Raw genomic sequence first — 24,690 nt, 5'->3', positions numbered from 1 at the left:
AGTAATATACAAGAATTTAATTTCAATTTTTAAAAATCGGGCATTAAGAAAGTATTAAATCTTAACTCCGGACTGTAATTTAGAATGCCTTTGCAAATTCCTGCGCAAAATCTTCAAGCTTTGTTTTTCCAAACGACGAAGGTTTATTGTTAAAATAATCTTCATATAATTTACCACTCTTTGTCGCATTGCCCATTTCAACATAACTTTTAGCCATCGGCTCAGGTAAGCCAGCCTGCATCATACCTTGTAAAGCATCTGCATCACTAAACTCCACCCATGGAAGTTCTGGCTTGCCAATCGCGGCCCCCAATACACTTGCCACATTTGCAGCAGTACTTTCATCGCTGGCAATATACCGTATACCATTACCTTCAAATCCTCGTTGCAATTCTTCTGCGGCTACGGCTGCAATATCATTAGGGTGTACCAACACTAATGGCGTTTCTGCATCATAGTTAGAACCTAAAATACCCGCATGCTTAATCATATCGACATTCCCATAAAAGTTAACGTAGAAAAATGCAGGACGTAGGTGCTTAACTGCCACACCATCCAATTTGCTATAAGTTTGTTCTACATCATGTAGGCCAGAAATAGGTCCTGTACCTCCATCTAAGTGTGCACCAATACTGCTTAGGTTAACGACACGTTTAACACCCGAAGCCTTTATCGCTTCAGCATATTTTTTACCAGTACCCGAAATAAATTCCCTGATATTTGGAGCCCCAAAATTTGGTGGAACCATAGTATAGATGGCATCTTTACCCGAAAATGCTTCGGTTAAAAACGCCACATCTTCTACAGAGCCGATAGCGGCTGTTGCACCAAGTTCTTCAATAGCTTTAACTTTAGCTGCATCACTACTAATAATAGTGACCTGATGCCCGGCAGCAATTAAAGTTTCTGCCAATGGTTTACTGATATGACCGAGTGATCCTGTGATTGTAAAATTCATAATATTATATTTTAAATTATTGATTACAAAGGTATATTCGCACTTACTTTTATACAAGTACTTACCCCAAAGTATGTAACTATGACGGCGATTAAAGAAAACTCTACACGTAATTATAACAAACAGGTTTCTGCTACTTCCTGTCCTGTTACCTATGTAATGAACAAGATCGGTGGGCATTGGAAGCCTATTATTCTATATCACCTTTCAAATGGCAGCAAACGCTATAGTGAGTTAAAGCGGGCAATTCCTCAAATCACAGAGAAGATGCTGATCCAGCATTTGAAGCAATTACAGGAAGATGATCTGGTCCTTAGAACTGCAGAACCTGTTGTTCCTCCATTTGTAACCTACTCATTAACACCAGCTGGAGCAAAACTCCAGCCAGTATTAAATGCAATGGCGATCTGGGGATTAAATGATATGGAAGAAAGAAGATGAATTTTAACGTGGGAACAGTTGGACAAGGTCAAATACCTCTAAAAAGAGTTTATTTGCTTCGCCTGTTTTCCTATTTAAAAATACACTCTGTACCTTACCGGGAGAAACCCCATCGTATGGAACTTCCATGTTAATTGTGCTTTCATCCCTGTTTTTATTGACATAATAGTCTTTGGTTTTTGCATCCCTAACCACCACAATCGGATAAAGTTCGGTTCCGCTTTGCTGTGGGCTCACCATTGGTACTTGAACCTTCAGATAAGACGTCCATTCTCCGGGCTTGACATTTGCCGCTATGGGGATGGTGGTGGTGTTTACCACAACAAGAGGATCGGCCTTGGTACTATCGTAATAATACTCCAGTACATCAATATTAATATCTACATAAGTAGAACCGCCCGAAGGCTCCACATAAAAATTTGCAATATACTCATCTCCCTCCGGATTCGGGTAAGTGTAGCTTTTACTGAACTGTTTTCCATCAAAGTAGAATTTAGGAACAATATTTTGCTTGTCATTGATGTTGAATGTTTGGCGATAGATGGTCTCTCCGGTGCTTTTCCTTTTCAATTCCATGTTAATCTCATCTTTTACAAAGGCAAGCTGGTTCTGAAAAGCTGTTGAAAGCCTCACTTGCCCATAGTACTCACGCATTTTAACACCGTCAAAATACTGTTCAACAGTATCACCCAGAACAAAACCGCTTATGCTAAATTCTTTGTTGAGTGCTTTTATCTTCGGTATAATATTGTCCCCATCTTTTTCGCAGGCACTGAATAAAAATATAGGCAGAATAGCTACCAGGTAAATTATTTTAAATGTTTTGATCATGATGAATAAATTAAAAATTATAAGAGATAGAAAGACTGAATGTACGGCCCGTATAACGGCTAAAGGTTTCCCTGTCACCTACTCGCCTTTTTGTAACCGGATCGACATACCCTTCTTCGAATTTCTCCGAGAACCCGAATTTATACTTGTATTTGTCGTTCCATTCCAGATTTAACTTGTCCTCGTTTCCGGGTTTTAATTCATAGGTTGTTGGATCATTAATGAAATAACGGAAAGGAGCATCAAGCAGGTTGCTCATGTTTAATTTGGTTTCCATTTTTCCTTTCAAAAATTTATAGCTGATCTGCGCATCCATTTGCGTACGCGGCCTTTCATACTCAACAAAAGCGGGCTCTATTCCAGTGATAAAAGTTTTATAGCCCGAATGATTCAAACTGACATTTAAACCCAGTTTTTTACCTGCGTATTGTAGTCCTGCATTATACAGTAACGGAACCTGTCCATATAAAGCTCGAGGATATTTCAGGTATTTATAATACATCGTATCGACACCCGCAGGTGTGGTTTCATACTGTATTTCCCTTGCCCTTACCTCTGATTTTTGAAGGGTAAGATTACCGCTCACATACACATCCTTTAGAAAAGGAAGTCCTTCATATACAAAATCTAAACTTTTTCGCAACTCAAATTCCCATCCTCTTACTTTTGCCCAGTCAGAGTTTGAAATGGTGATGTAGCCCCTGCCATTATTTTCATTGTCCAGCCTGTAATATTCTGCCGGTTTATCAAAGTACTTATAAAAATAAGACACCGACAGCAATTCTCCTGCACCGGGAAACAGCTCGATCTTGGCATCGTAATTATCAATAAGCGTACTGCTTACACCGTTACTCCTCACAACCGATCCATAATTAGGGTTATAACGTGAGAACCTCGAATTTTCCATCATACCCGGACGAACCGCCGACTTCGCATAAGATGCACGCAAGTTCAGCTCCTTTAAAGGAGAATAAGTAACGTTTGCCGAAGGCAGAAAATACCAGTCCTTCTTTTCTTCAAAAAAGATCTTACTATTTTTATCCCTTAGCAAACTGGCAGAGTTCGTGATGGTATCCAGTTTAAAATATTCAGCTCTGGCACCCCAAACCAGCCTGAGGCCTGGTAACAACTTGTGATCCAACATCAAAAATCCGCCCTTATTTATGCTTTCAGCCTCAAATTTATTTGAAGTGTAATCTTGCTTAAAGTAGAACAAACTACTTCCAGTGTTCTCCATACTCATAAAATTGCCCCAGTCCTGAATAGGAATCAAATCTATTGGAACAATTGAATTTGTCCCTTTTACGATAGGCAGTATCTGCCAATCGTAAAAGGCATGCTTTTTTAAATAATTAACCCCAGTTTTAAAGACATGACTAGTTTTGCCAAGCTTAAAATCGTAGGCCGCGTTAATCACGCCGTCAAAATTATTTTCTTTATAGATGTATTCATCGCGGTGCAGTGGACCGGAACCGGGATCGCTTACAGTACCTGGCTGATAAACGTAAAGCACCCTGTTTCCAATTTCTCTAGCTGTTTGTGAGGCTGATATCGCATCCTTCTCCAGCGATTTTAAAGATGTCCTGGCTACACTCCAGTCAATTGTGAGTGACTTAACACGATGCTTGCCACTTACTTTATTCTGCAACAAATCTGTAAATTTAGGACGGTCATCTTCTAGTATGCCCCCGTACTTCATGTCCGAATCATTTTTCGGATTTTCAAAACTCCAGCCGGTATAGCGGCTAAACCGATTATCAAATATCCTTGTATATAAATTATAGGTGTTAATCTGGTGCTTTTCTGTCTTAAAACCACCGTTTAGCAGTAATCCCAAAGTCGTATTAAAACCATATATGTTCCCGGTATTTACATCAGTAGGATCATCCCCGCGCGTAGGCTCATGCGACCAGTCTCCACGACGTATAGAGGGAACATAATCATTGGTTTGCGTATTTCGGTAACTTGCCGAGCCCACAAAACCGAGCTCCCGTACTTTAGTTTTACTAAGCGAATATGCCCTGCCCAAACTCAATTGGTAATTTTGTGAGGGCATCGCCTGAAAACTACGCGTACCCAGGCGCTCTGTTCCCCCAATACGTTTGTTCTGTTCGCCAACCTGAGCGGCTTTGATTTCGTTCTGACTGTCATCCTTTACGGGATCAAATTTGCCAACAAGGTTCAGCAGTCCAGTTGGAAAATGAGCTCTGCTCCCATCATCAAAACCCAGGTAATCATATTTACCGCGGCCATAACCCAGAAAATCTTTTCCAAAGGTGCGGCTATTAAAAGAAGTACCGATACTTATGGATAGGAAATTGCTTTCAGGTACAGATTTGGTGGTGATCTGAACCAAACCTCCCGCAAAACCATAAGGCATATCGGCGGTAATCGACTTAGCCACCACAACGTTTTCGACCAGGTTAGTCGGAATCAGGTTAAACTCAAAATCACGCTCCTGCACATCTGTGCTGGGCAAAGTACTTCCGTTCAGCACAGATACATTGTAACGCTCTGCAATACCACGGATCACTACTTTTTTATTTTCGTTCGTACTTACTCCGGTAATCCTTTTCAGCGTTTCGCCTAAATGCTTATCAGGCGTAGCACCGATCTGCTCTGCGGAGATCCCATCAGAAAGATTGGAGGTGTTTTTTTGCAGCGCATATAAACTGGCTATAGATGCCTTTTTATAGCTTGAAGTAACTACCACTTCTTGCAAACCTTTCGAGTCTACCTTCATGGCTATATCTAAGGGGGTATTTTTTCCCTCATTTACACTTACACCTGTAATCCGCTGCTTTTGATAAGAGATATAACTGATTTCAAGGGTATACGTTCCCGGTTTAAGGCTCAGACTGTACTTCCCATCCATATTGGTCTGCACTGTTTGTCCAGTTTCCACTATCCTTACAGAAGCACTGGGTAGCACTTCCCCACGTTCATCTACCACCTTTCCCGAGATACGGCCAGGCTCCTGTTTTTTTACCACAGGGAGTTTACTAACTGCGATTGAATTATTAATTTGTTCAAAACGCAAATTTTGTTCGCCCGACAAGACTTTCAGCGCCTTATCTAAGGTCATGTTGCGGGTCTTAAATTCAGCGATCTCCAGCTGAGCAAGCTGCTGGGAATAGACAAAATTGAAGCCCGATTGTCTGGACAAGTCAGTTAAAACCTCATGGAGTGTGGTTTTATTGACATTAATGGAAACGCTGACCTGGTCAAGGCGTTGGGACTTTACATCCTCAGCCAACAACAGGCTGGTTAAGGTTAAAGAGATAACGATTACCATAAAGGTTACTCTCGTCATAAAAAACAGTAGTTTAATTACACTTATTTTTGTAGAATTGTGCATAGCTTTTTTAAAATGATTTAATGGATTGCATTCAACGGATCATTAAGCTTTTGAGCGGAAGTGGTGAGACACTTTCGCTTTTTTAATGACCGGATCTTTTTTTATTACCGATTGTTTTCTTCTTTACATATAGCGCTTATTTTTAATGGTGAAATTCTTATTGATTAAATTATCCGATGGTAACTTGCTTACCACTGATTTTATACCGTAAGCCCTCAGCCGAAATACTGAGCAATTTCATGATGTTAGACAATGCTTCATTCTTAACTTTTAGCTGGAACCGCTTTTTTAGGACAGACTTATCCTTGAAAACAAATGTAACTCCATATACACGCTCCAGTTTTTTGCTAATGTTCTCCAACGTTTCGAAATTAAACACCAGAATATTTTGCTGCCAATTTCTGATATCTGTGGTCAGCACCTGCTGCTTACTGAAATTACCTGTTGATTTATTATAGCTCATCTGCTCACCAGGAATCAGCAACCACTCTTTGTTATTGCTTTTACGATTGCTGACTACACCTACTTTTCCTGTAGCTACTGCTACCTCAATCTGTTCATCTTGATGATAGGCTTTTACACCAAATGAAGTTCCCAATACCTTCACTTTCAGCTGTTCGGTTTGAATGATAAAAGGATGTTGCTTATCGTGGGAAATCTCAAAAAATGCCTCTCCCTTTAAATAAATTTCACGAGTAGCGCCGTTAAAGACTTCGGGATAACGAATACTGGATTCACTATTGATGGAAATCAGCGAGCCGTCTGATAGTCTGATCTGTTTTTTCTCACCGGCCAGGGCCGAAGTTTCATGGTATATAGCTACCGACTTGCTGTTATTCCTCTTATAGACAAGTAGGCCTACCGAGCAAATCATTAATAAAATCGCAGCAGTCTTAAGTGCTGGCCATAGCAACCTTCTAATTCGGCCTTTCTTCTCCTGTAAGGATACTTTACGAATTGCAGCGATTGCAGCCTCATTGGATGCCCTGTCTATTTCATGCTCATCTGGCAAGCGGTACCCATATTCTTCAAAATGATCATACCACTCGTTTATCTTTTCAATTTCTTCAGGTGTGCATAAACCAGCTTTGTATCTTTTGGCCAGCTCCTGCAGGTGATTAGTCTGTGTCTCCATTCACCTATATAATCCTCAAAAAGGGCAGGCAGTACCATTAAACAATTGGTAACATTCCGTTAAATTAATGTTAAGTCGATTAAAATGATAAATGCAGCCCGATTGTCGACGACATTAAGGTTTAAAATCATTAAAAATATAAAATGAAGCCAAGGCAAGGAAAAAAGACAGGTCACCTTGTTTCAGGTAAGCGCGAAGAGATTGCAATACCATTGAGATGTAGTTTTTTACGGTTTGCTCAGAAAGATCCATTTTAGTGGCAATTTCCTTAATAGAAAGCCCCTCCTTCCTGCTCAATTGAAAAACCTGCTGTACCGTTAAAGGCATTTTTAGCAGTTGCTTTTCAAATTCCTGCTGAAGATCTGTAGCCAGCATATTTTCCTCCACAGAAAACACTGATGGTTCTTCTTTTAAGGCCATAGCCGTTTCCATCGTCAATCTTTTTTTCCGGAACAAGTACTGGTCTACAATGGCATAATGTGCGGCTCTTGAAAGATAAGGCAGAAATGACTCTTTGATAACGAGTGTATGGCAGTTGTTCCAGAGAGAAATGTAAATGTCCTGGAGCATATCTTTTGTTTCATCCTCAGACCCAAGCCTTTTATATATCTGCCTATATAATCGTGTCCGGTAACGATGTAACACTACGGCAAAAGCTTGTTCATTATTATCCTGTATTAACTGAAGTAATTCTGGGTCTGACAGATTTTTCATCGCCTCAAATATAAGTCCAGTAGGTTAACTCCCTATTAACTCTTCATTCGGGAATAATCTACATCTCTTAGGAATCTAAAACTGTAGCTGTAACTGCCCTTCATCAGGTCTTTTCGCATCACCAAAAACAGTTTTACCACCGTATTTCCAGGAATCACGACGCTCTTTTTCAATTAAGGCATCAAAATTCTCATTTGGGATGAAGTCTTTCTCTGCTCTGCGGGATAGGATCCCTAGTTGTTGTATAGCCTGTAATTTATCGCTCTGCCCTATTTTCGCCTGCTGCACCGCCTTACTCAATACACTAATGGTTTCATCGTATACTTTGATAGGTACTGGGAAAGGGTGGCCATCTTTACCTCCATGAGCAAAGGAAAAGCGTGCAGGATCATCAAAACGAGATGGCGTACCGTAAATCACCTCGCTCACCAAAGCCATAGACTGCAAGGTCCTTGGCCCCATACCTTCTAACAATAGCAATTCTTCAAAGTCCGCAGGTTGTTTTTCCTGGGTTAACCAAAGCATGGCACCTAGTCTTTTCAGATCCACATCTTTTGCTTTAACCTCATGATGGTTGGGCATAATCAATCTACGCGCTTCAGCAATCATCCGATCTGGATGTTCACCGGTCATGGCCAGCATTGCGGTTTTGGAAGCTTCAGCGGCTCTAGCCGTCAGGTTTAGAATCTGTCCCATGTTATTGCCACAAATCCCAGTATGCGGTTCTTCCACAAAAGAAGTGATTCCCGCAGAATGCCAATGATACCTCCTTGCTGTTGAACCACCATTTTGCATGCCTTGCTGAACAACAGTCCAAAGTCCATCGGTATTTACTACAAAGCTGTGGGTATATAACTGAAATCCATCTTGTATGGCCGTATTATCTACCTTAGCACTCAATCTGCTGCAGCGCACCAGTTCCATACCATCTAAGCCGGTTCTTTCCCCAAAGCGCAGCAATTCATCAGGAGTACTACGGGATTTCTGGCCCTTGCCTCCACAGATGTAAATGCCCAATTCTTTATATAAAGGATTGATTGCTGCTTTTAAAGAGCCCATCACCGAAGTGGTAATACCCGAAGAATGCCAGTCCATCCCCATTACAGCGCCCAGACTTTGAAACCAAAAAGGATCACTCAAACGACGCAATACCTCCGCAGTCCCATACTCTGCAATGATGGCTTCAGTAATGGCCAGCCCCAAACGCGACATGCGTTCTGCAAGCCATTTGGGGACCAAACCATAATGCAATGGTAAATCAGCTGTTCCGGATCTTTTCATTACTAACAAAATTAGCAATAAAATACCAGAAATAGCTCTATGCCCAACTGGCTTCATGCTTTCAATTTACCTACGCTATGCAAAGTAACTACACAAATTGGTTACATAACCACCAACCATGAAATTCCTAGTAAAAAAACAGTTATTTTACTATATTGTTATGAGTTAAAACCAAATTCACCTATGGCGCTTAAGCAGATTCTTCCAAAAGTATTTTATTCAGATATCAATGTGGGTCTAAAGTTTTTCATTGACGGTATGGGATTTACCCTCGGGTATCATGACGATTCCTTATACATTGTCAATCGGGATGACATCACTTTTCTACTGGTAGATAGTAAAGAATTTGCAGAAGGAGATCGTCCTGAAATCAGAATAGCCACCGATGATATTGAGGCCATCTACCAGGAAATCAAAGACCGCGCACCGGAAATCTTACACCCTAATTCTAAAGTAGTAAGCCATAAACCCTGGGGGCTTAAGGAATTTGCTACTCTTGATCCAACTACGGTTTGCATTATATTTCAACAGCCAATATAACCCTTATACCCCTCTAAAAATGATGAGATTTACTTCTATACTTTTTTTAACGCTTCTGGTGATCAGCAATGTTCGATGCAGTGCGCAAAAAGCATCTTCAAATCACAGTAAATCCAATAAGTCGGGAATTATTACAGGTGCCGACCAGACTGAAAAATATTTGCCTTATCTAAAAGGAAAACGAATTGGCCTGGTTGCAAATCAGAGTTCCATTATTGGCAAAAAAAGTAGCGTGGACAGCTTATTGAGCCTTGGGATTAAAATCGTAAAAGTGTTTGGGCCTGAGCATGGTTTTAGAGGCAATGCCAGTAATGGAGCAGTTGTGGGCAATGAAAAAGATGCCAAAACTGGCATTCCGATCATCTCTTTATATGGCAAAAACGAGAAACCGACAAAAGAACAACTGGCAGATATCGACCTGATGGTCTTTGACATTCAGGATGTGGGCTGCCGCTATTATACCAATATCAATACGCTTGAGTATGTGATGGATGCTTGCGCAGAAAACAACAAAGAACTGCTAATTCTCGACAGGCCTAATCCTAACGGATATGTAGTAGACGGACCGGTAATGACTGAGGATAAATATAAATCTGCCATAGGGATTCATTATACACCCATGACGCATGGTATGACGATCGCTGAATTTGCACAATACCTTAACGGCGAAGGATATCTGAAAAAACAATGCAAAATAAAGATTATAAAAGTCGCCAATTACAATCATGACTTGCCTTATGTATTACCGATAAATCCCTCGCCGAATCTAAATACACAGCAAGCTGTAATGCTTTTCCCGAGCTTATGTATGTTTGAAGGAACAGCTATCAATGAAGGCCGGGGAACTTATATGCCATTTACGATATTGGGAGCTCCCGCATTAAAAGGCAAATATTCATTCTCCTACAAACCGGTAAGTATCCCGGGAATGAGTGAGCGACCAAATCACAAAGACGCTGTTTGTTATGGCCTTGACCTTCGCAATTATGATATTAACAAGCTTCGGAAGAGTCGACAAATTGATTTATCCTGGTTAATTGAATTGTACAATGCCTATCCGGATAAAGCTAATTTCTTTACTCCTGGAAGAGCGAACCAAAACATATCAGCTTTTGATCTGCGCATCGGTACCGATCAATTAAGAAAACAAATCATAGCGGGAGTATCGGAAGCCGACATCAGGAAAAGCTGGGAACCGGGATTGCAAAAGTTTAAGGCTATACGCGCAAAGTATCTCCTATATCCATAATTAAAAATTGATATCAAAAAGAACTATTCAAATGAGAAAGGTTATCTATGGAATTAATCTGACTACAGATGGCTGCTGCGACCATACCAAAGGAAATGGTACAGCAGATATTCATGAATATTTTGCTGACCTAATGCGGGATGTCGATCTGATCGTCTACGGCCGTAAAACCTATGAGCTAATGGTTCCCTATTGGCCTGATGTAGCAAAAGGCCAATCCGGCACACAATCAGAGAATGAATTTGCAGAAACATTTGATTCGATCGACAAAATTGTTTTTTCCAAATCATTAGAGAGCGTTGATGGGAATACGAGGATTATTCGTGAGAACCTTGCAGAGGAATTCTTAAAACTTAAACAGCAATCAGGCAAGAAAATTTCAATTGGTGGTGTAGACCTGCCTTCGCAATTAATAGCACTTGACTTGGTTGATGAGTTTCACTTTGTCATTCATCCTGTCATTGTTGGCGAAGGAAGACGGCTGTTAGATGATACGCAGCTTCGGGATCGGTTAAACTTGAAACTTGTAGAGTCGAAAGTTCTTGAATCAGGAGCTGTAGCACTTCATTACTTGAAACAATGACAAAAAAATGGGATTACACAAGTACTGCGCAAAAATTCTCTGCTAAGTTTCCGGTGCTAAGTTATTTGGGCATACAAATCAATTTCTGGATTATAGCAAGTGTTTTTCTGAGTATCATCCTGCATTTACAAGCCCTGTCAATAAGCGAAACTTCACAACTCAGCTCCCCTACCAGATTTAACAACACCTTAGCATTGTCTGTAATGTTTGGATTCTTTTATGGTATCATACTTGGCTTAACCGACCAATACCTCGATAAGAATCTTTACGAAAAGCACTCTATGGGTAGAATAATTTTAGTCAAATCTACCATCTCCCTCCTCCTTATTGTCCTTACGCTGATTTTAATCAGATACACCTTCTTTGATTTTTTTATTACTACCTCAACTTTTGGAGACAACCTGAAGACAAACGACAAATCATGGAGATACCTTTTTTATATTCTGGCTATCTACTATTTCGTTATGACACTGATCATAAGTTTTATCAATCAGGTAAATAGAAAATATGGACCAGGTGTTTTGGTACCTCTATTACTTGGAAAATATAAATATCCTAAGGAAGAGGAACGAATTTTTATGTTTATGGATTTGAAATCCTCCACAACTATTGCGGAAAAGCTGGGGCACATCAAGTATAGTTCATTTATCCGAGACAGTTTCATGGACATCAACCAAATTCTGTTACGATTTAATGCCGAGGTTTACCAATATGTTGGGGATGAAATTGTGGTAACCTGGAGGGTGCCTGATGGACTGAGAAACCTTTCTTGCATTCGGTTTTTCTTTGGCTGTGAAAAACAGTTTAAAGAAAGAGCTAATTACTACATGACAAACTATGGTTTATTACCCCACTTTAAAGCAGGACTCCACATGGGAAAAGTTACTGCTGTAGAAATCGGTGATATTAAAAGAGATATTGCCTATCATGGAGACACCTTGAATACCGCTGCAAGGATTCAAAGCGTCTGTAATGAACACAATAAAAACTTTCTTGTTTCGGAATACTTGTTGGAATCCTTAGAACCAAACCATAACATCAAAACAGAAACTATTGGTATGATCTTGTTAAAGGGTAAATCAACAAAAGTGGGAATTCTCAGTGTAGAAGGGATTCAACCTGACACGCTCAACAAAATAACTTGACACGCTAAACAAAACCCACGGCTCCGCATCCAGCTAAATTTGTTCTATACATTTAATCAAAAACAAAATGAAAAAGAACAATTATCACGGTGCATTACAACACCCAATAGGATCTGGATTTAACGCCTCCTCAACAGCAACTGAAGTGATCAAAGGCATTGACCTGACTGGAAAAATCGCGATCGTAACTGGCGGAAACGCAGGAATCGGTCTGGAAACTACTAGGGTACTTGCAGCAGCAGGCGCAACAGTTATTGTTCCAGCCAGAGATATTGAAAAAGCAAAGAAAAATTTAGAGGCCATTTCAAATGTAGAAATCGAGGCAATGGATCTGACCAAGCCTGAAACTATTGATGCATTTGCTGAAAAGTTCCTTGATTCAGGCAGACCGCTACATCTGTTGATCAATAATGCCGGTATCATGTGGGTACCATTGCAAAGAGACAGTCGCGGAATCGAATCACAACTAGCTACCAATTATTTAGGGCAGTATCAGCTTGTAGCAAAGTTGTGGCCTGCACTTAAAAAAGCCAACGGTGCGAGGGTAGTGAATGTATCTTCTTATGGTCACCAGATGGCACCTTTCGATTTCGAAGACCCCAATTTCGAGCACAGGGAATACCAAACACTTTCGGGATATGGGCAATCAAAAACTGCCAGCAACTTGTTTGCCCTTGAGCTGGATAATCGCGCCAAATTATTTAATGTAAGGGCATACTCATTACATCCGGGCTCAATTGCCGGTACGGAGCTGGCCAGAGATGCAGATATGGAACTATTCAAGCAAATGGGCTTTTTTGACGAGCATGGCCATATGCGTCCTGAAATCCTGGCAAGTCTAAAAACTATTCCTCAGGGTGCTGCGACTACTGTATGGTGTGCAACCAGTCCACTGCTCGATAATATCGGCGGAGTGTATTGTGAAGATGGAGATATCGCTGAATTAGACCTTGGAAATTTTGGAGCGGATAACGGCCTGGGCACACGAGGCGTACAGCCCTACTCACTAGATGAAAACAATGCTAAAAGATTGTGGAATTTGACCGAAGAAATGACCGGCCTTAGGTTTGATGTTAAATAAACAATAACTTTATTGCGATGGACCATATATCCAAATACTTAACTAAAGACATCAAGCTTTCCAGCTATGAAGATAAGCTGTTTAAATCAGATCTGATGTTTGAGGACCATATGCTGGTTTGGTTCATCTCTGGCGAAACAAAAATTATACAGGCAGACACTACTTTTTATTTTAAAACCGGTGATATTTTCCTGATTCCAAGAAACCAACTGGCAACGATCATCAATTATCCGAAAAATGGTTTACCCCATAAAACGGTAGTTATGCATTTATCTACTGAACGCTTGAGGAAGTTTTATGAAAAAATTGATCTTGGAAAAAAAATACAACCTGAACAAAAAATATATAGTTTCCATAATCATCCACTTCTGGAAAGCTGCCTGACTTCCCTTATACCTTATTTCAACCTAGAAGGAGAATTCCCTGAAAACCTTGCCAGCTTAAAAATTGAGGAGGCGATCAATATCTTACGAATAATTGAACCTGGAGTTGATAGCGTATTGGCAAACTTTGACACGCCTGGTAAGATTGATTTAGTCAATTTTATGCAGCGAAATTTTATGTTTAATATGTCATTGGAGAAACTAGGTTACTTAACTGGTCGTAGTTTATCAACGTTTAATAGAGATTTTAAAAAGCTCTTCAATGTAAGTCCTCAAAAATGGTTGACAGATAAAAGACTCGAACTTGCCTACTATCATTTGGCAGAAAAAAGGAAAAAACCAACTGAGGTTTACCTTGAAGTAGGTTTTGAAGACCTTTCCCATTTTTCTTTTGTTTTCAAGAAGAAATATGGAATATCGCCAAATCAAATACTTTTGAATATCTCCACTCGGGTTTAGCCCATTTACAATCCTTTCTTCATCATAATATCAATCTGTTCATCATCGCCCATTTTGAATGTATGCTTGTCAAAAGCCACAAATCCATTCTTTTCATAGAACCTGATTGCGCGTGGATTTTTTTCCCAAACGCCCAACCATAAATAGGAATTATGCTGCTGTTGAGCGACTTCTAAAGCTTTTTCATAAAGAAGTTGACCAACTTTTTTACCATGATGACTACTTTTCACATAAATCCGCTCAATTTCTAGCGCCTTTTCATCCTGTCGCTCCGTTTGGGCGCTTCCAGTGTTTACTTTTAGGTAGCCTACAGGACTTTCATCTTCCCAGGCGATGTAAAACAATGAATCTGGGTCACTCAATTCAACTGTCAATCGATGATCATTAAAACTATCTTCAAGATACTTGTTCATATCATCCTCGGTATTGCTGTCGGCAAATGTTTCAAAAAAAGTTTCCCTGCCTATGCGCTGAACGGTACTTAAATCCTTAGTCGTAGCTTTTCTAACCTCTATGAATTCCATGCTTTAATATATTTTGGTTCGCAAATTTACGCAATAAATAAATCGTTCAATGGAACAAATTTGCTCAAGAAAGGGATATTTCCCTTTTGTTATTGAAGGTTTTTGGTAAAAAAAGAACCTAATTTATCAAATGGAATGATATTTACTTTATCATATAGATCAACATGAACTGCATTTGGGATGATAATGAGTTCTTTCGGTTCCTCAGCCATTTTATAAATATCCTCAGTAAAATATCTTGAGTGGGCATTTTCACCTGCTATTAAAAGAATTGGGCGTCCAGAGATTTCTTTGATATAGGTTAACAATGGCATATTCATAAATGACAAGGGATTGGTCAAAAGCCATGAGCCGTTTGAATTCACAGAATTGGGATGAAAACCACGAGCAGTGCGGTAATAATTGAAATAATCTACCACAAATTGAGGCTCATTACCCTGCAGTTTTTCAGGCAAATTACGTGGGCCAATTGCAGGTGTTCCCTCCTTAGCGTCTTTCCAACGTTGTTGGCTCAATCCCTCTAGCATTTTTGTACGTTCTTCAAGTGACATGCTATCATTATAACCTTTAGACATCACCCTGGTCATATCATACATACTGGTAGTGGCTATGGCCTTAATCCGTTTATCCACAGCAGCAGCATTTAATGCCATACCACCAAAACCACAAATACCAATGATCCCAATTCGGTTTCTGTCCACAAATGATTGTAACCCAAGATAGTCAACAGCGGCGCTAAAATCTTCAGTATTGATTTCTGGTGAGGCTAAATTACGTGGTTCACCCCCACTTTCGCCTGTATAAGAAGGATCGAATGCTAAGGTAACGAAACCACGCTCTGCCATGGTATTCGCATATAAGCCGGAGGACTGCTCTTTAACTGCACCAAAGGGTCCGCTAATAGCAATTGCGGCTAAGGGTTTGCTTCCAGTATTTTTAGGAAGGTACAAGTCACCTGTTAAAGTAATTCCATAGCGGTTTTTAAAGGTCACTTTTTGACGGCTAACTTTCTCACTTAATTTAAAAGTATAATTATCATTTTGTTCTTGTTTCATTTTGTCTATTTTTTTTGTTTGGGATATCGCATTTCCTCCTACTAAAAGAGATGCAATTATCAATAAGCTTTTACTTTTCATCCTAGTATATTTATGGTTTTAACGTTTGAATTTATCTTCCCTGATTTTGCGACTTTCCAGTCCAATAGTTCTCTACTTAGCATCATGACTAATGCAATGACACCAAAACCAGCCCCTAGCCATGGAAGATGAACAATACCTTTACTGGCAATAAACCATCCGCCAACTGCCGTCCCCATTGAAACACCAAGATTACCAAAAGAAGCCTGTAAGCTATTGGCAAATTCCGGTGCTTCCGGTGCCGCATCAATCATATAAGAAATAGTGGTTAAAAATGCAGGACCGTACATCATTCCCCAAAAAGCTACCACTGCAATTTGAACATAGAAATTAGTCCCTGAAAAATGGAGTATAACTGGAAGCATTATTGTACCCAGCAGAAAAAATGCAGTTGTAATGGGAATATTTTTCGCTAGTAAGCGCCCTGCCATCCAATTGGCAATTACACCAGTAATTCCAAAAAGCATAAGCATATAACTCACCTGTTGCCCCGTCATCATTTTAGCTTTCAGCAGGTAATCCGCAAAATAACTATATGATGAAAACCAGGCAGAAATTAAAAACACATTTAAAGCTACGCTGATGATAAAACGAGGTTTTTTCAGAATCCTTAACTGACTGCCATAAGATAACTTCTCTGTCACAGGCATATTTGGAATGAAGGCGATGATGCCAGCAATAGCAATAAGACTTACCACACCCTGAACCATAAAACTGGTTTGCCATCCAGATAAGCTAGACAAATAGGCTGACAGTGGAATAATCGTTACCTGCGCTATAGCGATACCGCCAATTACAATTCCCATGAGTTTGTGCTGCTCATTTTTTCCCGCAGAACGAATCACTACCCCCATAGCCGCGGCAAAGAAAACCGGTTGTAAAACAGCTGGCAGCACTCTGAGTAAAAGTAACAACCAAAATGGCGGAGCAAAAGCGGATAAAATATTGGAAACTAGAAAAAGCGAAATGGCGGCTACCATCATCTTTTTCTTGTTAATTCCAGAGGTAAATAGGACGATAAAAGGCCCCGTTAAAAAGATAGTCAACGCAAATGCACTAAGTAATACTCCTGCCTGATCAATTGTAATTCGATAATGAGCTGCTACCTGTGGCAAAACGCCAATGATTCCAAATTCAGTACTGATTATACCAATTACTCCAAGACAACCGGCATAGGCTATTTTTTTTAATCCACCATTTCGTGCTTCCATATCTCCTACTTTCATTTTTAACAGAAAGTACAAAGATACCCTGGCCTTAAGCCCTACCGGTAAAGATTATCAAACCGATCATTAAGAATTTCAAACCTGAGCTTCTCGGAAAGCCTTTGGATTGGTCCCGGTCAACTTTTTGAAGAAGTTGTTAAAATAAGTAGGATATTCAAAGCCCAATGCGTAGGCAATCTCGGCAACATTCCATCCTGTATATTGAAGTAACGCTTTCGCCTCGCTAATGATGCGCTCGGTGATGTGAGTAGTAGTTGGTTTACCGGTAGTTTCCTTTACCGCCCGGTTGAGGTAATTGACATGCACATTTAATGCTGCTGCATAGTCCTGAGCCGTTTTTAATTGCAGTGGCTTATCAGTGCTTTCCACAGGAAATTGCCTTTCCAATAATTCAAGGAATACCGAGCTGAGTCGGCCTGCTGCATTTTGATGCTGATCATAATGTTCAGAAGGATTCAGCTTTAGTGCTTCATGAATGATCAGGTTGATGTAGTTTCGGATCAGATCATCCTTGTAGGCATAATCGCTCTTCTGCTCCTCAATCATTTTTAGGAAAATAGCGTTCAAGAAATCCCGCTGCCCTTCATCAATCCTCAGGATTGGAGTACCTCCTATCCTAAACAAGGGAGAATGCTGAAGGCTTTCGCTGCGTTGGGAAGCATTAAAAAATTCTTCTGAAAAAAGAACAGTATAACCCACATAGGTGGTCGAAAGCGTCTCCCAGGAATAAGGAATATGTGGATTTCCAAAGAATAAAATCGTTCCTTCCTGCTGGAAACTTCGATCAGCATAATGAATCGCACTTTTACCTGTGGTCAGGCAAATTTTATAGAAGTCTTTACGGCTATAAATACGTGTGGCCTGACTATCTGCTTCAAGTTGCCATACATTGAAGCCTTTTAGTTTTAGCTCACTATTAAAGTCGGAAATTTGTAATGCAGCTTTCTCTTCCATAACACAAAGTTAAGAAATTCAAAACTTATACAGATTATTTTCGATGTTGCAATACTGACCATTCAATGTCTTGCTTTAACAACTTCCTGTAATTAGGATTCCCAAACGCTTCCGACCCCTGCCCTAGCTGGATAAACAGTATTTATTTATACAGATAAATAAGACAAAGTTAAAAATCAAAATAGCCGCAGATTTAGTCTGCAGCTATTTAATAATTTTTAGTATTGCAATATTATTTAACCGCCAAAGCTTTGTCAATTAGGAAAGTTAGATTGGTACGATGAGCTTTCGTTTCCTCATTCGGTGAAACTGCAGTCCCAAGCTGAGCTTTTATCTTTTTCAATGTATAAAGCGCTGCTGCTTTACTGGCATTATCATATCCTCCTGGTGCAGAAACGATACTTGCTGAAGCTTTCACAAATTCAGTTTGCAAATTTTGTCGGAACAGGTTAACATTTGATTTAAGGTCTGCTATAAAAATGTTATTTGCCAAATCATTCATTACATTAGTTACAGAATAGGTGTTACCATAAAGTCCACTGTTGTTTATTCTGGTTAAAGTATTCGGATGCAAAATTTGAGCTAACGTACTCAATTGTATTCCCATAAAAGTATTCTGAGGTTTAAAGTCCTCATTGGTTCCAAAAAATCCGAATCCACGTCTTTGAATTTGAAGATAAGGGAATAATGATTTATCTGCATCAAAAGCATCTGGAGCAAATACGTATTTACCCAATAGTGCCATTGCCTTTTTCTGATAAGCCACTGGAACAGGAGTAAATGGTGCAGTGGTTGTTTGTTGTCCAACAAAGCTTCTGTCTACATAAATACCCCCAATAAAACGACTTACTGCCGCAGCCATGCTTGAACGCTGACCGTTAAGCTGCAGGTAACGCTGACGCAACTCCTGGTAGCTCTGGCCAGTTTTGCTAAAACGAGACTTCAACTTTGGCATCATTGTGTTTACCAACTTGAATCTGTCTTCTCCATAAGCAACCATATCATTCGTATGGTCATTAACATTTACCCGTGGATCTATACCGCCACCTGGGCTACGCATATCATCAGCATCATTACCAAAAGTAAGTTGTGGATCCGTACTACGACTCAGAATTTTATTTAATCCTGCCTCTTCTTCCGACTCATTAAATGGCGTATAACCATATTCAATTGCCCATAAATCATAAGGCCCTGCTTTAGTCGTATAATAATCTCCTTGTCTACTACGATCGCTGCTTACATTTATGGCTGGATAATCCATTACGGATCCCTGTAGTCCAATTTTACGGGTAAGTGCTATATCATTCATCTGTGCAGGGCTTAGCATTTGGCTGGCTTTCATATTATGATTAAGCCCTAAGGTATGTCCCATTTCATGCATGATCAGGTAGTACAAGAACTGCTTATGCATTTCACGTACAGACTCTTCTCTTTTTGCCTCAGGTAAGTCAGCATCAAGCGCTTCAATCGCAGTTAAACCTGCTTGATATTGTACACTTAACTCCTGAGCCAATGCGCAAGAAGCCATATGATTCTTGTCTAAACCATGTACATGATTAGCTCTTGAGGAAACAGCTTCAATTGGGTTTTCCCAAGGTAACTTTAATGAGGATCCAGCACCATTATACAGGTCATCTGCTATAACTGTACCGGCTCCGGAACGCCACTCAACGGTAATATCAGCCCCCAAAATCTGTCCGGTCAAAGGGTTATAAAAGCTTGGACCAATTGCTCCATAAGATGGATTGACTGAGGACACCCAACGAATGACGTTGTATGCAATGTCCGCAGGATCCCAACTGGCAGTATCCGACATTTGTTTCATTACCACTGCATTTTTGAAACCAGCTTTCTCAAATGCTTCATTCCATTTCTCACCTGCCTCTTTTATAATCGGACGAAACTCCAATGGAGTCGTATTTTCAATCCAGAAAACAATAGGTTCGACAGGCTCACTCAGTGCAGCTGATGGATCTTTCTTTTTAAGATTCCAGCGACTGATAAAGTCCTTATATGGTGTTGGAGATACGGAAGTCAGGTTATCTACTTCTGCACCAAAATAACCTACCCTTGGATCATCACGACGTTGGCGAAAATCATTTTTTGGTACTTCAAGAAAAGAATGCTGCATTTTAACCCTTACATAGCGGGCATCAGTAATATCTTTTCCTCCGCCATTCAAAGGTGCGGGATTGTCATAAGCAAGCTCTACCACCACATCTGTATTCCCTGGAAATGAACGGATCTTTTGATACTTCGATTTAGCGGTATTTAAGTTTCCTAGATTAAACATTGCACCCGGAGGCAATGTTGGTGGGAAAACCGGCTTAACCGGATCCAATTTATCTCCAAGAAAAAGACCATCAACCGAAATCAAATAACCCACTGAATCTTGGGCGACTACTTTATCGCTATAAAAAACAGCATCCGAAACGTCAACATTTGCAGCTTTACTTACAGGGTTTGACTTATCGTAATAGAAATTTGTATTCTTTTGAAGTAGTTCAATTTTATCATCAGATTTCTGAACCTGGAATAACCAGGTAGTCCTAATCATATTCTGATTAAGGTACAAGGCAGTTGGCCCCCCCATAGAAAAACTCTGATAAATATAATTCTTGCCGATCTGATCTTTTTTAACATACATCTGAAGACTACCTGTTACAGTATCTCTGTACATTGTAAATAGACCATCAATCTTTTTGCTGGATTTAATCTTATCCTTAAGGATTGGTTTAGGGGGGATTACCTGAGCCTTTTTTAAGGAATCAGCCATCGCCAATGCCTTCTTTTTCTTTTGGGCAAAAGCCCCAGTGGCCAAAAACACGACCAGTGCTAGTAAAGTAATGGAATTTTTCATACGAAATAATGGTTTGTTATGGTTATGACTATGAATTTGTTTTGTATATGATGGTTTCAAACGACAAATGTTACATAACCCTAATATCACCAAAATCTTCTGATTTTCAAACCCTTACCCTTCACCACTATTTATGCATAATTTGCTCATCATCTTTTCTTCCCATTCCAATTACATTGTTATTATCTAATAACCTTTAGGTAACTACTAACAAATTGTAACCAATTATAGGCTAATTTTGCTGACAACAAAACGAATAAATAATTGAACGAATTGTAAACGATAATAAATATGGGACTAGATCAAATAATAGATTCTTCGATACTGGATATTTTTCAACTTATGCCCTCAACAGGTGCCTGGCCATTTACAATGGCTCGCATAGACCGTAATGAACTTTCCGGCCTTAAGACGGATAAGACCTTGTTTGCTCCTTTCCAGCTGCTTGTTCTTAAACGAACTGATTTCAATGGAGAGGACCTACTTGATTATGCAACGAAATCCAAGGAATATGAGACCATTCTCGCTCCTCTAAGGTCTGGTTTTCTTGAAAATTATAACAGGATGAGCAGCAACGAAAAGGAATTGCAGGAATGGACAGATAAGACTATCAGTCTGGCAATTGGGTTAGTCCTGAACACCGCTCTACTTAAAGGGGTCCAGTTCAGCCCAATAGAAACAGACCTTTCGGCTTTGGATTCTCACTTGGAGCTCGGCAAAAAAAAACTTAGGGCATACCAATTATTCGACACCTACCAGATCGACCCCTCATTTCTGGTATAACAAAACACCACATTAACAATAGAATTTCACATATAAAATTAAAAATCATGATACAAGAGATGTTAGATACTCAACAAGAATTAAGGAACCTAATAGATGCCTATGCCTATCTGAGTGACGAAAAAAAGATTTCAGAAGTAATGGGATTATTTACACCAGATGCCCTATACCAAGTTTATATAAACAATGCCATGGTGGCAAATGTCTCGGGAACGAAGAGCCTGGAGAAGGAATTTAATGGGCATGCATCCCTTGTAAAAACCTATTTTACGATGAACGGCCAACATACCGTAAAAATAGATGGCGATACTGCAACTGGGGTTTCTTTCTCCCAGATCAAAATGGTTAGAGAATCCGAAGGAAAAGACAACATTACCGATTACAGCGTTAGGTATGATGATAAATATGTTTATCAAAATGGCAAATGGCTGATAAAGGAACGCACTGGCCATTTCATTATCATAGAAGTAAGACCGCTGAACAATTAGGCAGGCCAATCATCAGAACCAATAAATTAGGTTTATTGGTTCTGTTTTATGAAGTCTTGGAAGACCTTTCGCTTTTAATCTTTTCCCGGTGTTGAATGCCCCATTCTGTCATTGCGGTAACAACTTTTTCTAGTGTGTGGCTGTAGGGCAGCAATTGATACTCGATTGTGACCGGATAACCTACATCAACTTTTTTAATAATAAAACCATTCATTTCCAGCTCCTTCAGCTCACTTGAAAGTACCCTGGCAGAAATACCCTTCACCTGTCTTTGCAGCTCCGAAAATCTGTTGTTTCCTCTAGCCATTGCGATAATGATCATCAGCTTCCATTTGCCGCCAACAGCATATAGCGCATCTGACACCGCATTGAGTACCTTAGTACATTCTTCGGTAAACTCTTTATTTACTGGCTGCTCTTTTGTACGTTCCATAAAACTGTGCTAACATTGCCTAATAACCTTTAGGTAACTGGTAATAAATTGTTAGCAAATATAAACAAATATCGACTGTCGTCACACTTGCGCCTTGTAAATAGCTTTCGGAATATTTTGCTTAAACTTGCCTCCGCTAAACCTGTTAATATTTCGTAAATTGGTATAGGGAACATATTGTATGCAGATATATGAAAAACACACAGATTCGCAGTTAACCGGCTTATTAAAAAAAGGTGACAGGGATGCTTTCACTGCAATTTATGAACGCTTTTTTGCTGTGCTGTATATTCATGCCTTTAACAGACTAAAAGATAAGGATGAGGCGAAAGATGTTGTACAGAATTTATTTATCAAATTGTGGAACAAGCGGGATTCAGTTGACTTCAGCAACCTTTCCAACTATTTATATACTGCGGTAAGAAATGGGGTAATGAATGTTGTTTCCCATAAAGCAGTGGAGTCTAAATATATTTCGACACTGCCACAGTCTGTTGTAATTGCAGATTGTATAACCGACCATCGACTGAGAGAACGCCAGCTTGCAGATATCATTGCTAAAGAAATTGAACTGCTCCCTCCAAAAATGCGGGAAGTCTTTCAACTTAGCCGATTTCATAACCTAAGCCATAAAGAAATTGCGGAACAACTCGGCATTTCAGAGCAATCCGTTAGAAGTCATGTCAAAAATGCGCTCAAAATACTTAGAGTGCGTTTAGGACTCTTACTCTATCTCGTCTTATTGATCAGCCGCTAATATTATTTTTATTTTTCTCATTTTTTTTACCCCTATGCTATGGGGGATCCCTGTCTATATGATTAAGGGGCCAGTTGAGCCTCTATGATGGATAATGGAAAACATAGATTTACAACACTTACTAAGGAAATATAAAGCTGGCTCTTGTAATCCGGAAGAACTGGCCTTGCTGGAAAATTGGTATTTACAATGGAAGGTTGAACCCGGGCAGCTGACAGAAGAGGACTTAACAAACCTGAAGAAAGATATCTGGCAAAAAGTCGATGAAGAAACCAAAATGCCTAAACCTGTTAAACTATGGCCTCGAATCGGAATCGCCGCCGCGCTTGCTGCCATTCTCCTCTCTACGGGGATTTGGTTTTTGCAAAAAAATCAATCAGGTATACATACCTATGCAAGTGATGTAGCTCCAGGTCGCTCAGGTGCTACGCTGACATTAGCAAATGGTCAAAAGATCAATTTAACCAATGCGGCCAATGGGGAACTAGCCAGTCAATCAGGAGTAACTATTAGCAAATCTGCCAATGGACAACTCATCTATGAGATCAAAGAAAACACAAATCAGGCAGCCCAACTAAATACCCTATCGACAGCGAATGGAGAAACTTACAGAGTTCGTCTGCCCGACGGATCGCTGGTATGGTTGAATGCGACATCCAGCTTAACCTTTTCTAGCAACTTAAATGAAGGGGGCAAGCGTAGGGTAAAACTTATCGGTGAGGGCTATTTTGAGGTAACTAAAGATACAGCGCATCCCTTTGTCGTTGAAAGCTCAGATCAGGAAGTTGAAGTACTTGGGACGCACTTTAATATCAATGCTTATCAGGATGAAGATATGATAAAAACAACCCTGATTGAAGGCAGCGTAAAAGTGTCAACCCCACAATTGCAAAAGATGCTCTTACCTGGCCATGAAGCTGTAAAATATGGAAATGACATTCAAGTCCATAGTGTTAAGGCTGAACAGGCAGCAGCCTGGAAAGACGGAAGATTTGTCTTTGACGATAAAAAAATTGAGGACATCATGAAAATGATCGCACGCTGGTATAATGTACAGGTAATCTATGAGGGAGAAATGCCTGAAGACCTTTTTCTGGGGTCGGTATCCAGATTTGACCATGTTTCCCAGGTATTGAATGTATTGGAATCAACCGGCAGGATTCATTTTAAAGTTGAGGAGAGAAAAATTTATGTTTCAAGATAGTTAACAGAATAATAAACCCAATTCACAAAGTATGACAGAAAGTATACGAAAGGAATATTAGAACAGGGATTAAACTAAAAACCCGAAAGTGTGCAACACTTCCGGGAATGATTGGCCCGCGAATTTAATCAACGTAAACCTCAGTTTGCCAACAGTTTCGAAGCAGA

Annotated in this window: 23 protein-coding genes; 11 read left to right on the top strand and 12 right to left on the bottom strand. The window is 39.9% G+C overall.

Translation table 11 applies throughout. The features are described from left to right. Positions 1-79: 79 nt before the first annotated feature. Positions 80-958 (bottom strand): NAD(P)H-binding protein, encoded by an 879-nt coding sequence (locus BLS35_RS10865; RefSeq protein ID WP_090780768.1) that lies wholly within the window; start codon positions 956-958, stop codon positions 80-82. An 81-nt stretch (positions 959-1,039) separates the two neighbouring features. On the opposite strand from BLS35_RS10865, the gene BLS35_RS10860 reads away from it, so the two are divergent. Next, entirely contained in the window at positions 1,040-1,399 is a 360-nt protein-coding gene (locus BLS35_RS10860; RefSeq protein ID WP_090780766.1) for a winged helix-turn-helix transcriptional regulator, read from the top strand. Between the two features lie 3 nt (positions 1,400-1,402). Here BLS35_RS10860 and BLS35_RS10855 read toward each other — a convergent pair whose 3' ends face one another. The 5 genes from BLS35_RS10855 to BLS35_RS10835 form a co-directional block, all read right to left on the bottom strand. After that, the gene (locus BLS35_RS10855; RefSeq protein WP_090780764.1) at positions 1,403-2,230 is read right to left on the bottom strand and encodes a hypothetical protein; all 828 of its coding nucleotides are present in this window, start codon (positions 2,228-2,230) and stop codon (positions 1,403-1,405) included. A 10-nt stretch (positions 2,231-2,240) separates the two neighbouring features. Further along, entirely contained in the window at positions 2,241-5,543 is a 3,303-nt protein-coding gene (locus BLS35_RS10850; protein WP_165973250.1) for a TonB-dependent receptor domain-containing protein, read from the bottom strand. 214 nt (positions 5,544-5,757) lie between these two features. After that, a complete protein-coding gene (locus BLS35_RS10845; RefSeq protein ID WP_090780760.1) occupies positions 5,758-6,723 on the bottom strand; it encodes a FecR family protein in 966 nt (321 codons plus the stop codon). Between the two features lie 114 nt (positions 6,724-6,837). Further along, positions 6,838-7,437, bottom strand: coding sequence for an RNA polymerase sigma factor (locus BLS35_RS10840; RefSeq protein ID WP_090780758.1), 600 nt, complete (start codon positions 7,435-7,437; stop codon positions 6,838-6,840). A 75-nt stretch (positions 7,438-7,512) separates the two neighbouring features. After that, positions 7,513-8,718: a DUF763 domain-containing protein gene (locus BLS35_RS10835; protein WP_090781007.1), complete on the bottom strand. Its 1,206-nt coding sequence runs from the start codon at positions 8,716-8,718 to the stop codon at positions 7,513-7,515. A 183-nt stretch (positions 8,719-8,901) separates the two neighbouring features. On the opposite strand from BLS35_RS10835, the gene BLS35_RS10830 reads away from it, so the two are divergent. From BLS35_RS10830 to BLS35_RS10805, 6 genes are all read left to right on the top strand, one after another. Next, positions 8,902-9,258, top strand: coding sequence for a VOC family protein (locus BLS35_RS10830; protein ID WP_090781005.1), 357 nt, complete (start codon positions 8,902-8,904; stop codon positions 9,256-9,258). A gap of 19 nt (positions 9,259-9,277) precedes the next feature. Further along, positions 9,278-10,507 carry an exo-beta-N-acetylmuramidase NamZ family protein gene (locus BLS35_RS10825; RefSeq protein WP_090780756.1) on the top strand — a complete coding sequence of 410 codons (1,230 nt, stop codon included), beginning with the start codon at positions 9,278-9,280 and terminating at the stop codon, positions 10,505-10,507. A gap of 31 nt (positions 10,508-10,538) precedes the next feature. After that, positions 10,539-11,090 carry a dihydrofolate reductase family protein gene (locus tag BLS35_RS10820; RefSeq protein WP_090780754.1) on the top strand — a complete coding sequence of 184 codons (552 nt, stop codon included), beginning with the start codon at positions 10,539-10,541 and terminating at the stop codon, positions 11,088-11,090. Beyond that, positions 11,087-12,235 carry an adenylate/guanylate cyclase domain-containing protein gene (locus tag BLS35_RS10815; protein WP_090780752.1) on the top strand — a complete coding sequence of 383 codons (1,149 nt, stop codon included), beginning with the start codon at positions 11,087-11,089 and terminating at the stop codon, positions 12,233-12,235. The genes BLS35_RS10820 and BLS35_RS10815 overlap by 4 nt, the downstream gene beginning before the upstream one ends. 67 nt (positions 12,236-12,302) lie before the next feature. Further along, the gene (locus tag BLS35_RS10810) at positions 12,303-13,316 is read left to right on the top strand and encodes an SDR family NAD(P)-dependent oxidoreductase (RefSeq protein ID WP_090780750.1); all 1,014 of its coding nucleotides are present in this window, start codon (positions 12,303-12,305) and stop codon (positions 13,314-13,316) included. Positions 13,317-13,333: 17 nt separating this feature from the next. Continuing rightward, positions 13,334-14,158 carry a helix-turn-helix domain-containing protein gene (locus BLS35_RS10805; RefSeq protein ID WP_090780748.1) on the top strand — a complete coding sequence of 275 codons (825 nt, stop codon included), beginning with the start codon at positions 13,334-13,336 and terminating at the stop codon, positions 14,156-14,158. A gap of 5 nt (positions 14,159-14,163) precedes the next feature. Here BLS35_RS10805 and BLS35_RS10800 read toward each other — a convergent pair whose 3' ends face one another. The 5 genes from BLS35_RS10800 to BLS35_RS10780 all read right to left on the bottom strand — a co-directional run bounded on the left by BLS35_RS10800 (position 14,164) and on the right by BLS35_RS10780 (position 20,858). Continuing rightward, on the bottom strand, positions 14,164-14,682 hold the full coding sequence (locus BLS35_RS10800; protein WP_090780746.1) for a GNAT family N-acetyltransferase: 519 nt from the start codon (positions 14,680-14,682) through the stop codon (positions 14,164-14,166). A gap of 89 nt (positions 14,683-14,771) precedes the next feature. After that, positions 14,772-15,737, bottom strand: coding sequence for an alpha/beta hydrolase (locus BLS35_RS10795; protein ID WP_254778820.1), 966 nt, complete (start codon positions 15,735-15,737; stop codon positions 14,772-14,774). A 77-nt stretch (positions 15,738-15,814) separates the two neighbouring features. Beyond that, positions 15,815-17,044, bottom strand: coding sequence for an MFS transporter (locus BLS35_RS10790; RefSeq protein WP_254778818.1), 1,230 nt, complete (start codon positions 17,042-17,044; stop codon positions 15,815-15,817). Between the two features lie 75 nt (positions 17,045-17,119). Beyond that, positions 17,120-17,998 (bottom strand): helix-turn-helix domain-containing protein, encoded by an 879-nt coding sequence (locus tag BLS35_RS10785; RefSeq protein WP_090780742.1) that lies wholly within the window; start codon positions 17,996-17,998, stop codon positions 17,120-17,122. Between the two features lie 232 nt (positions 17,999-18,230). After that, positions 18,231-20,858, bottom strand: a complete 2,628-nt coding sequence (locus BLS35_RS10780) for a zinc-dependent metalloprotease (protein ID WP_090780740.1) — start codon at positions 20,856-20,858, stop codon at positions 18,231-18,233. A 291-nt stretch (positions 20,859-21,149) separates the two neighbouring features. On the opposite strand from BLS35_RS10780, the gene BLS35_RS10775 reads away from it, so the two are divergent. Together BLS35_RS10775 and BLS35_RS10770 are read left to right on the top strand one after the other, a co-directional pair. Beyond that, positions 21,150-21,641 carry a nitroreductase family protein gene (locus BLS35_RS10775; protein ID WP_090780738.1) on the top strand — a complete coding sequence of 164 codons (492 nt, stop codon included), beginning with the start codon at positions 21,150-21,152 and terminating at the stop codon, positions 21,639-21,641. 47 nt (positions 21,642-21,688) lie between these two features. Beyond that, the gene (locus BLS35_RS10770; protein WP_090780735.1) at positions 21,689-22,129 is read left to right on the top strand and encodes a nuclear transport factor 2 family protein; all 441 of its coding nucleotides are present in this window, start codon (positions 21,689-21,691) and stop codon (positions 22,127-22,129) included. Positions 22,130-22,175: 46 nt separating this feature from the next. On the opposite strand, the gene BLS35_RS10765 is transcribed toward BLS35_RS10770, so the two are convergent. After that, the gene (locus BLS35_RS10765; protein ID WP_090780732.1) at positions 22,176-22,562 is read right to left on the bottom strand and encodes a winged helix-turn-helix transcriptional regulator; all 387 of its coding nucleotides are present in this window, start codon (positions 22,560-22,562) and stop codon (positions 22,176-22,178) included. A gap of 181 nt (positions 22,563-22,743) precedes the next feature. Between BLS35_RS10765 and BLS35_RS10760 the strand changes: the two genes are divergently transcribed. After that, positions 22,744-23,319: an RNA polymerase sigma factor gene (locus BLS35_RS10760; RefSeq protein ID WP_090780731.1), complete on the top strand. Its 576-nt coding sequence runs from the start codon at positions 22,744-22,746 to the stop codon at positions 23,317-23,319. 94 nt (positions 23,320-23,413) lie between these two features. Beyond that, positions 23,414-24,523, top strand: a complete 1,110-nt coding sequence (locus BLS35_RS10755) for a FecR family protein (RefSeq protein WP_090780729.1) — start codon at positions 23,414-23,416, stop codon at positions 24,521-24,523. Positions 24,524-24,690: the final 167 nt, after the last annotated feature.

Origin of the sequence: Pedobacter sp. ok626, from assembly GCF_900100435.1 — a bacterium.
Classification (GTDB): Bacteria; Bacteroidota; Bacteroidia; order Sphingobacteriales; family Sphingobacteriaceae; genus Pedobacter.
Note: the sequence above shows the minus strand (reverse complement) of the source record. Positions and strands in the feature narration are given on the sequence as shown.

Bases quoted from the DNA above. Each gene is read 5' to 3' on its own strand.
- BLS35_RS10845 (WP_090780760.1), bottom strand. From the start codon at position 6,723: ATGGAGACACAGACTAATCACCTGCAGGAGCTGGCCAAAAGATACAAA.
- BLS35_RS10800 (WP_090780746.1), bottom strand. From the start codon at position 14,682: ATGGAATTCATAGAGGTTAGAAAAGCTACGACTAAGGATTTAAGTACC.
- BLS35_RS10785 (WP_090780742.1), bottom strand. From the start codon at position 17,998: ATGGAAGAGAAAGCTGCATTACAAATTTCCGACTTTAATAGTGAGCTA.
- BLS35_RS10835 (WP_090781007.1), bottom strand. From the start codon at position 8,718: ATGAAAAGATCCGGAACAGCTGATTTACCATTGCATTATGGTTTGGTC.
- BLS35_RS10820 (WP_090780754.1), top strand. From the start codon at position 10,539: ATGAGAAAGGTTATCTATGGAATTAATCTGACTACAGATGGCTGCTGC.
- BLS35_RS10840 (WP_090780758.1), bottom strand. From the start codon at position 7,437: ATGAAAAATCTGTCAGACCCAGAATTACTTCAGTTAATACAGGATAAT.
- BLS35_RS10755 (WP_090780729.1), top strand. From the start codon at position 23,414: ATGGAAAACATAGATTTACAACACTTACTAAGGAAATATAAAGCTGGC.
- BLS35_RS10805 (WP_090780748.1), top strand. From the start codon at position 13,334: ATGGACCATATATCCAAATACTTAACTAAAGACATCAAGCTTTCCAGC.
- BLS35_RS10810 (WP_090780750.1), top strand. From the start codon at position 12,303: ATGAAAAAGAACAATTATCACGGTGCATTACAACACCCAATAGGATCT.
- BLS35_RS10790 (WP_254778818.1), bottom strand. From the start codon at position 17,044: ATGAAAGTAGGAGATATGGAAGCACGAAATGGTGGATTAAAAAAAATA.
- BLS35_RS10850 (WP_165973250.1), bottom strand. From the start codon at position 5,543: ATGACGAGAGTAACCTTTATGGTAATCGTTATCTCTTTAACCTTAACC.
- BLS35_RS10855 (WP_090780764.1), bottom strand. From the start codon at position 2,230: ATGATCAAAACATTTAAAATAATTTACCTGGTAGCTATTCTGCCTATA.
- BLS35_RS10765 (WP_090780732.1), bottom strand. From the start codon at position 22,562: ATGGAACGTACAAAAGAGCAGCCAGTAAATAAAGAGTTTACCGAAGAA.
- BLS35_RS10780 (WP_090780740.1), bottom strand. From the start codon at position 20,858: ATGAAAAATTCCATTACTTTACTAGCACTGGTCGTGTTTTTGGCCACT.
- BLS35_RS10860 (WP_090780766.1), top strand. From the start codon at position 1,040: ATGACGGCGATTAAAGAAAACTCTACACGTAATTATAACAAACAGGTT.
- BLS35_RS10775 (WP_090780738.1), top strand. From the start codon at position 21,150: ATGGGACTAGATCAAATAATAGATTCTTCGATACTGGATATTTTTCAA.
- BLS35_RS10815 (WP_090780752.1), top strand. From the start codon at position 11,087: ATGACAAAAAAATGGGATTACACAAGTACTGCGCAAAAATTCTCTGCT.
- BLS35_RS10760 (WP_090780731.1), top strand. From the start codon at position 22,744: ATGCAGATATATGAAAAACACACAGATTCGCAGTTAACCGGCTTATTA.
- BLS35_RS10795 (WP_254778820.1), bottom strand. From the start codon at position 15,737: ATGAAACAAGAACAAAATGATAATTATACTTTTAAATTAAGTGAGAAA.
- BLS35_RS10825 (WP_090780756.1), top strand. From the start codon at position 9,278: ATGATGAGATTTACTTCTATACTTTTTTTAACGCTTCTGGTGATCAGC.
- BLS35_RS10830 (WP_090781005.1), top strand. From the start codon at position 8,902: ATGGCGCTTAAGCAGATTCTTCCAAAAGTATTTTATTCAGATATCAAT.
- BLS35_RS10770 (WP_090780735.1), top strand. From the start codon at position 21,689: ATGATACAAGAGATGTTAGATACTCAACAAGAATTAAGGAACCTAATA.
- BLS35_RS10865 (WP_090780768.1), bottom strand. From the start codon at position 958: ATGAATTTTACAATCACAGGATCACTCGGTCATATCAGTAAACCATTG.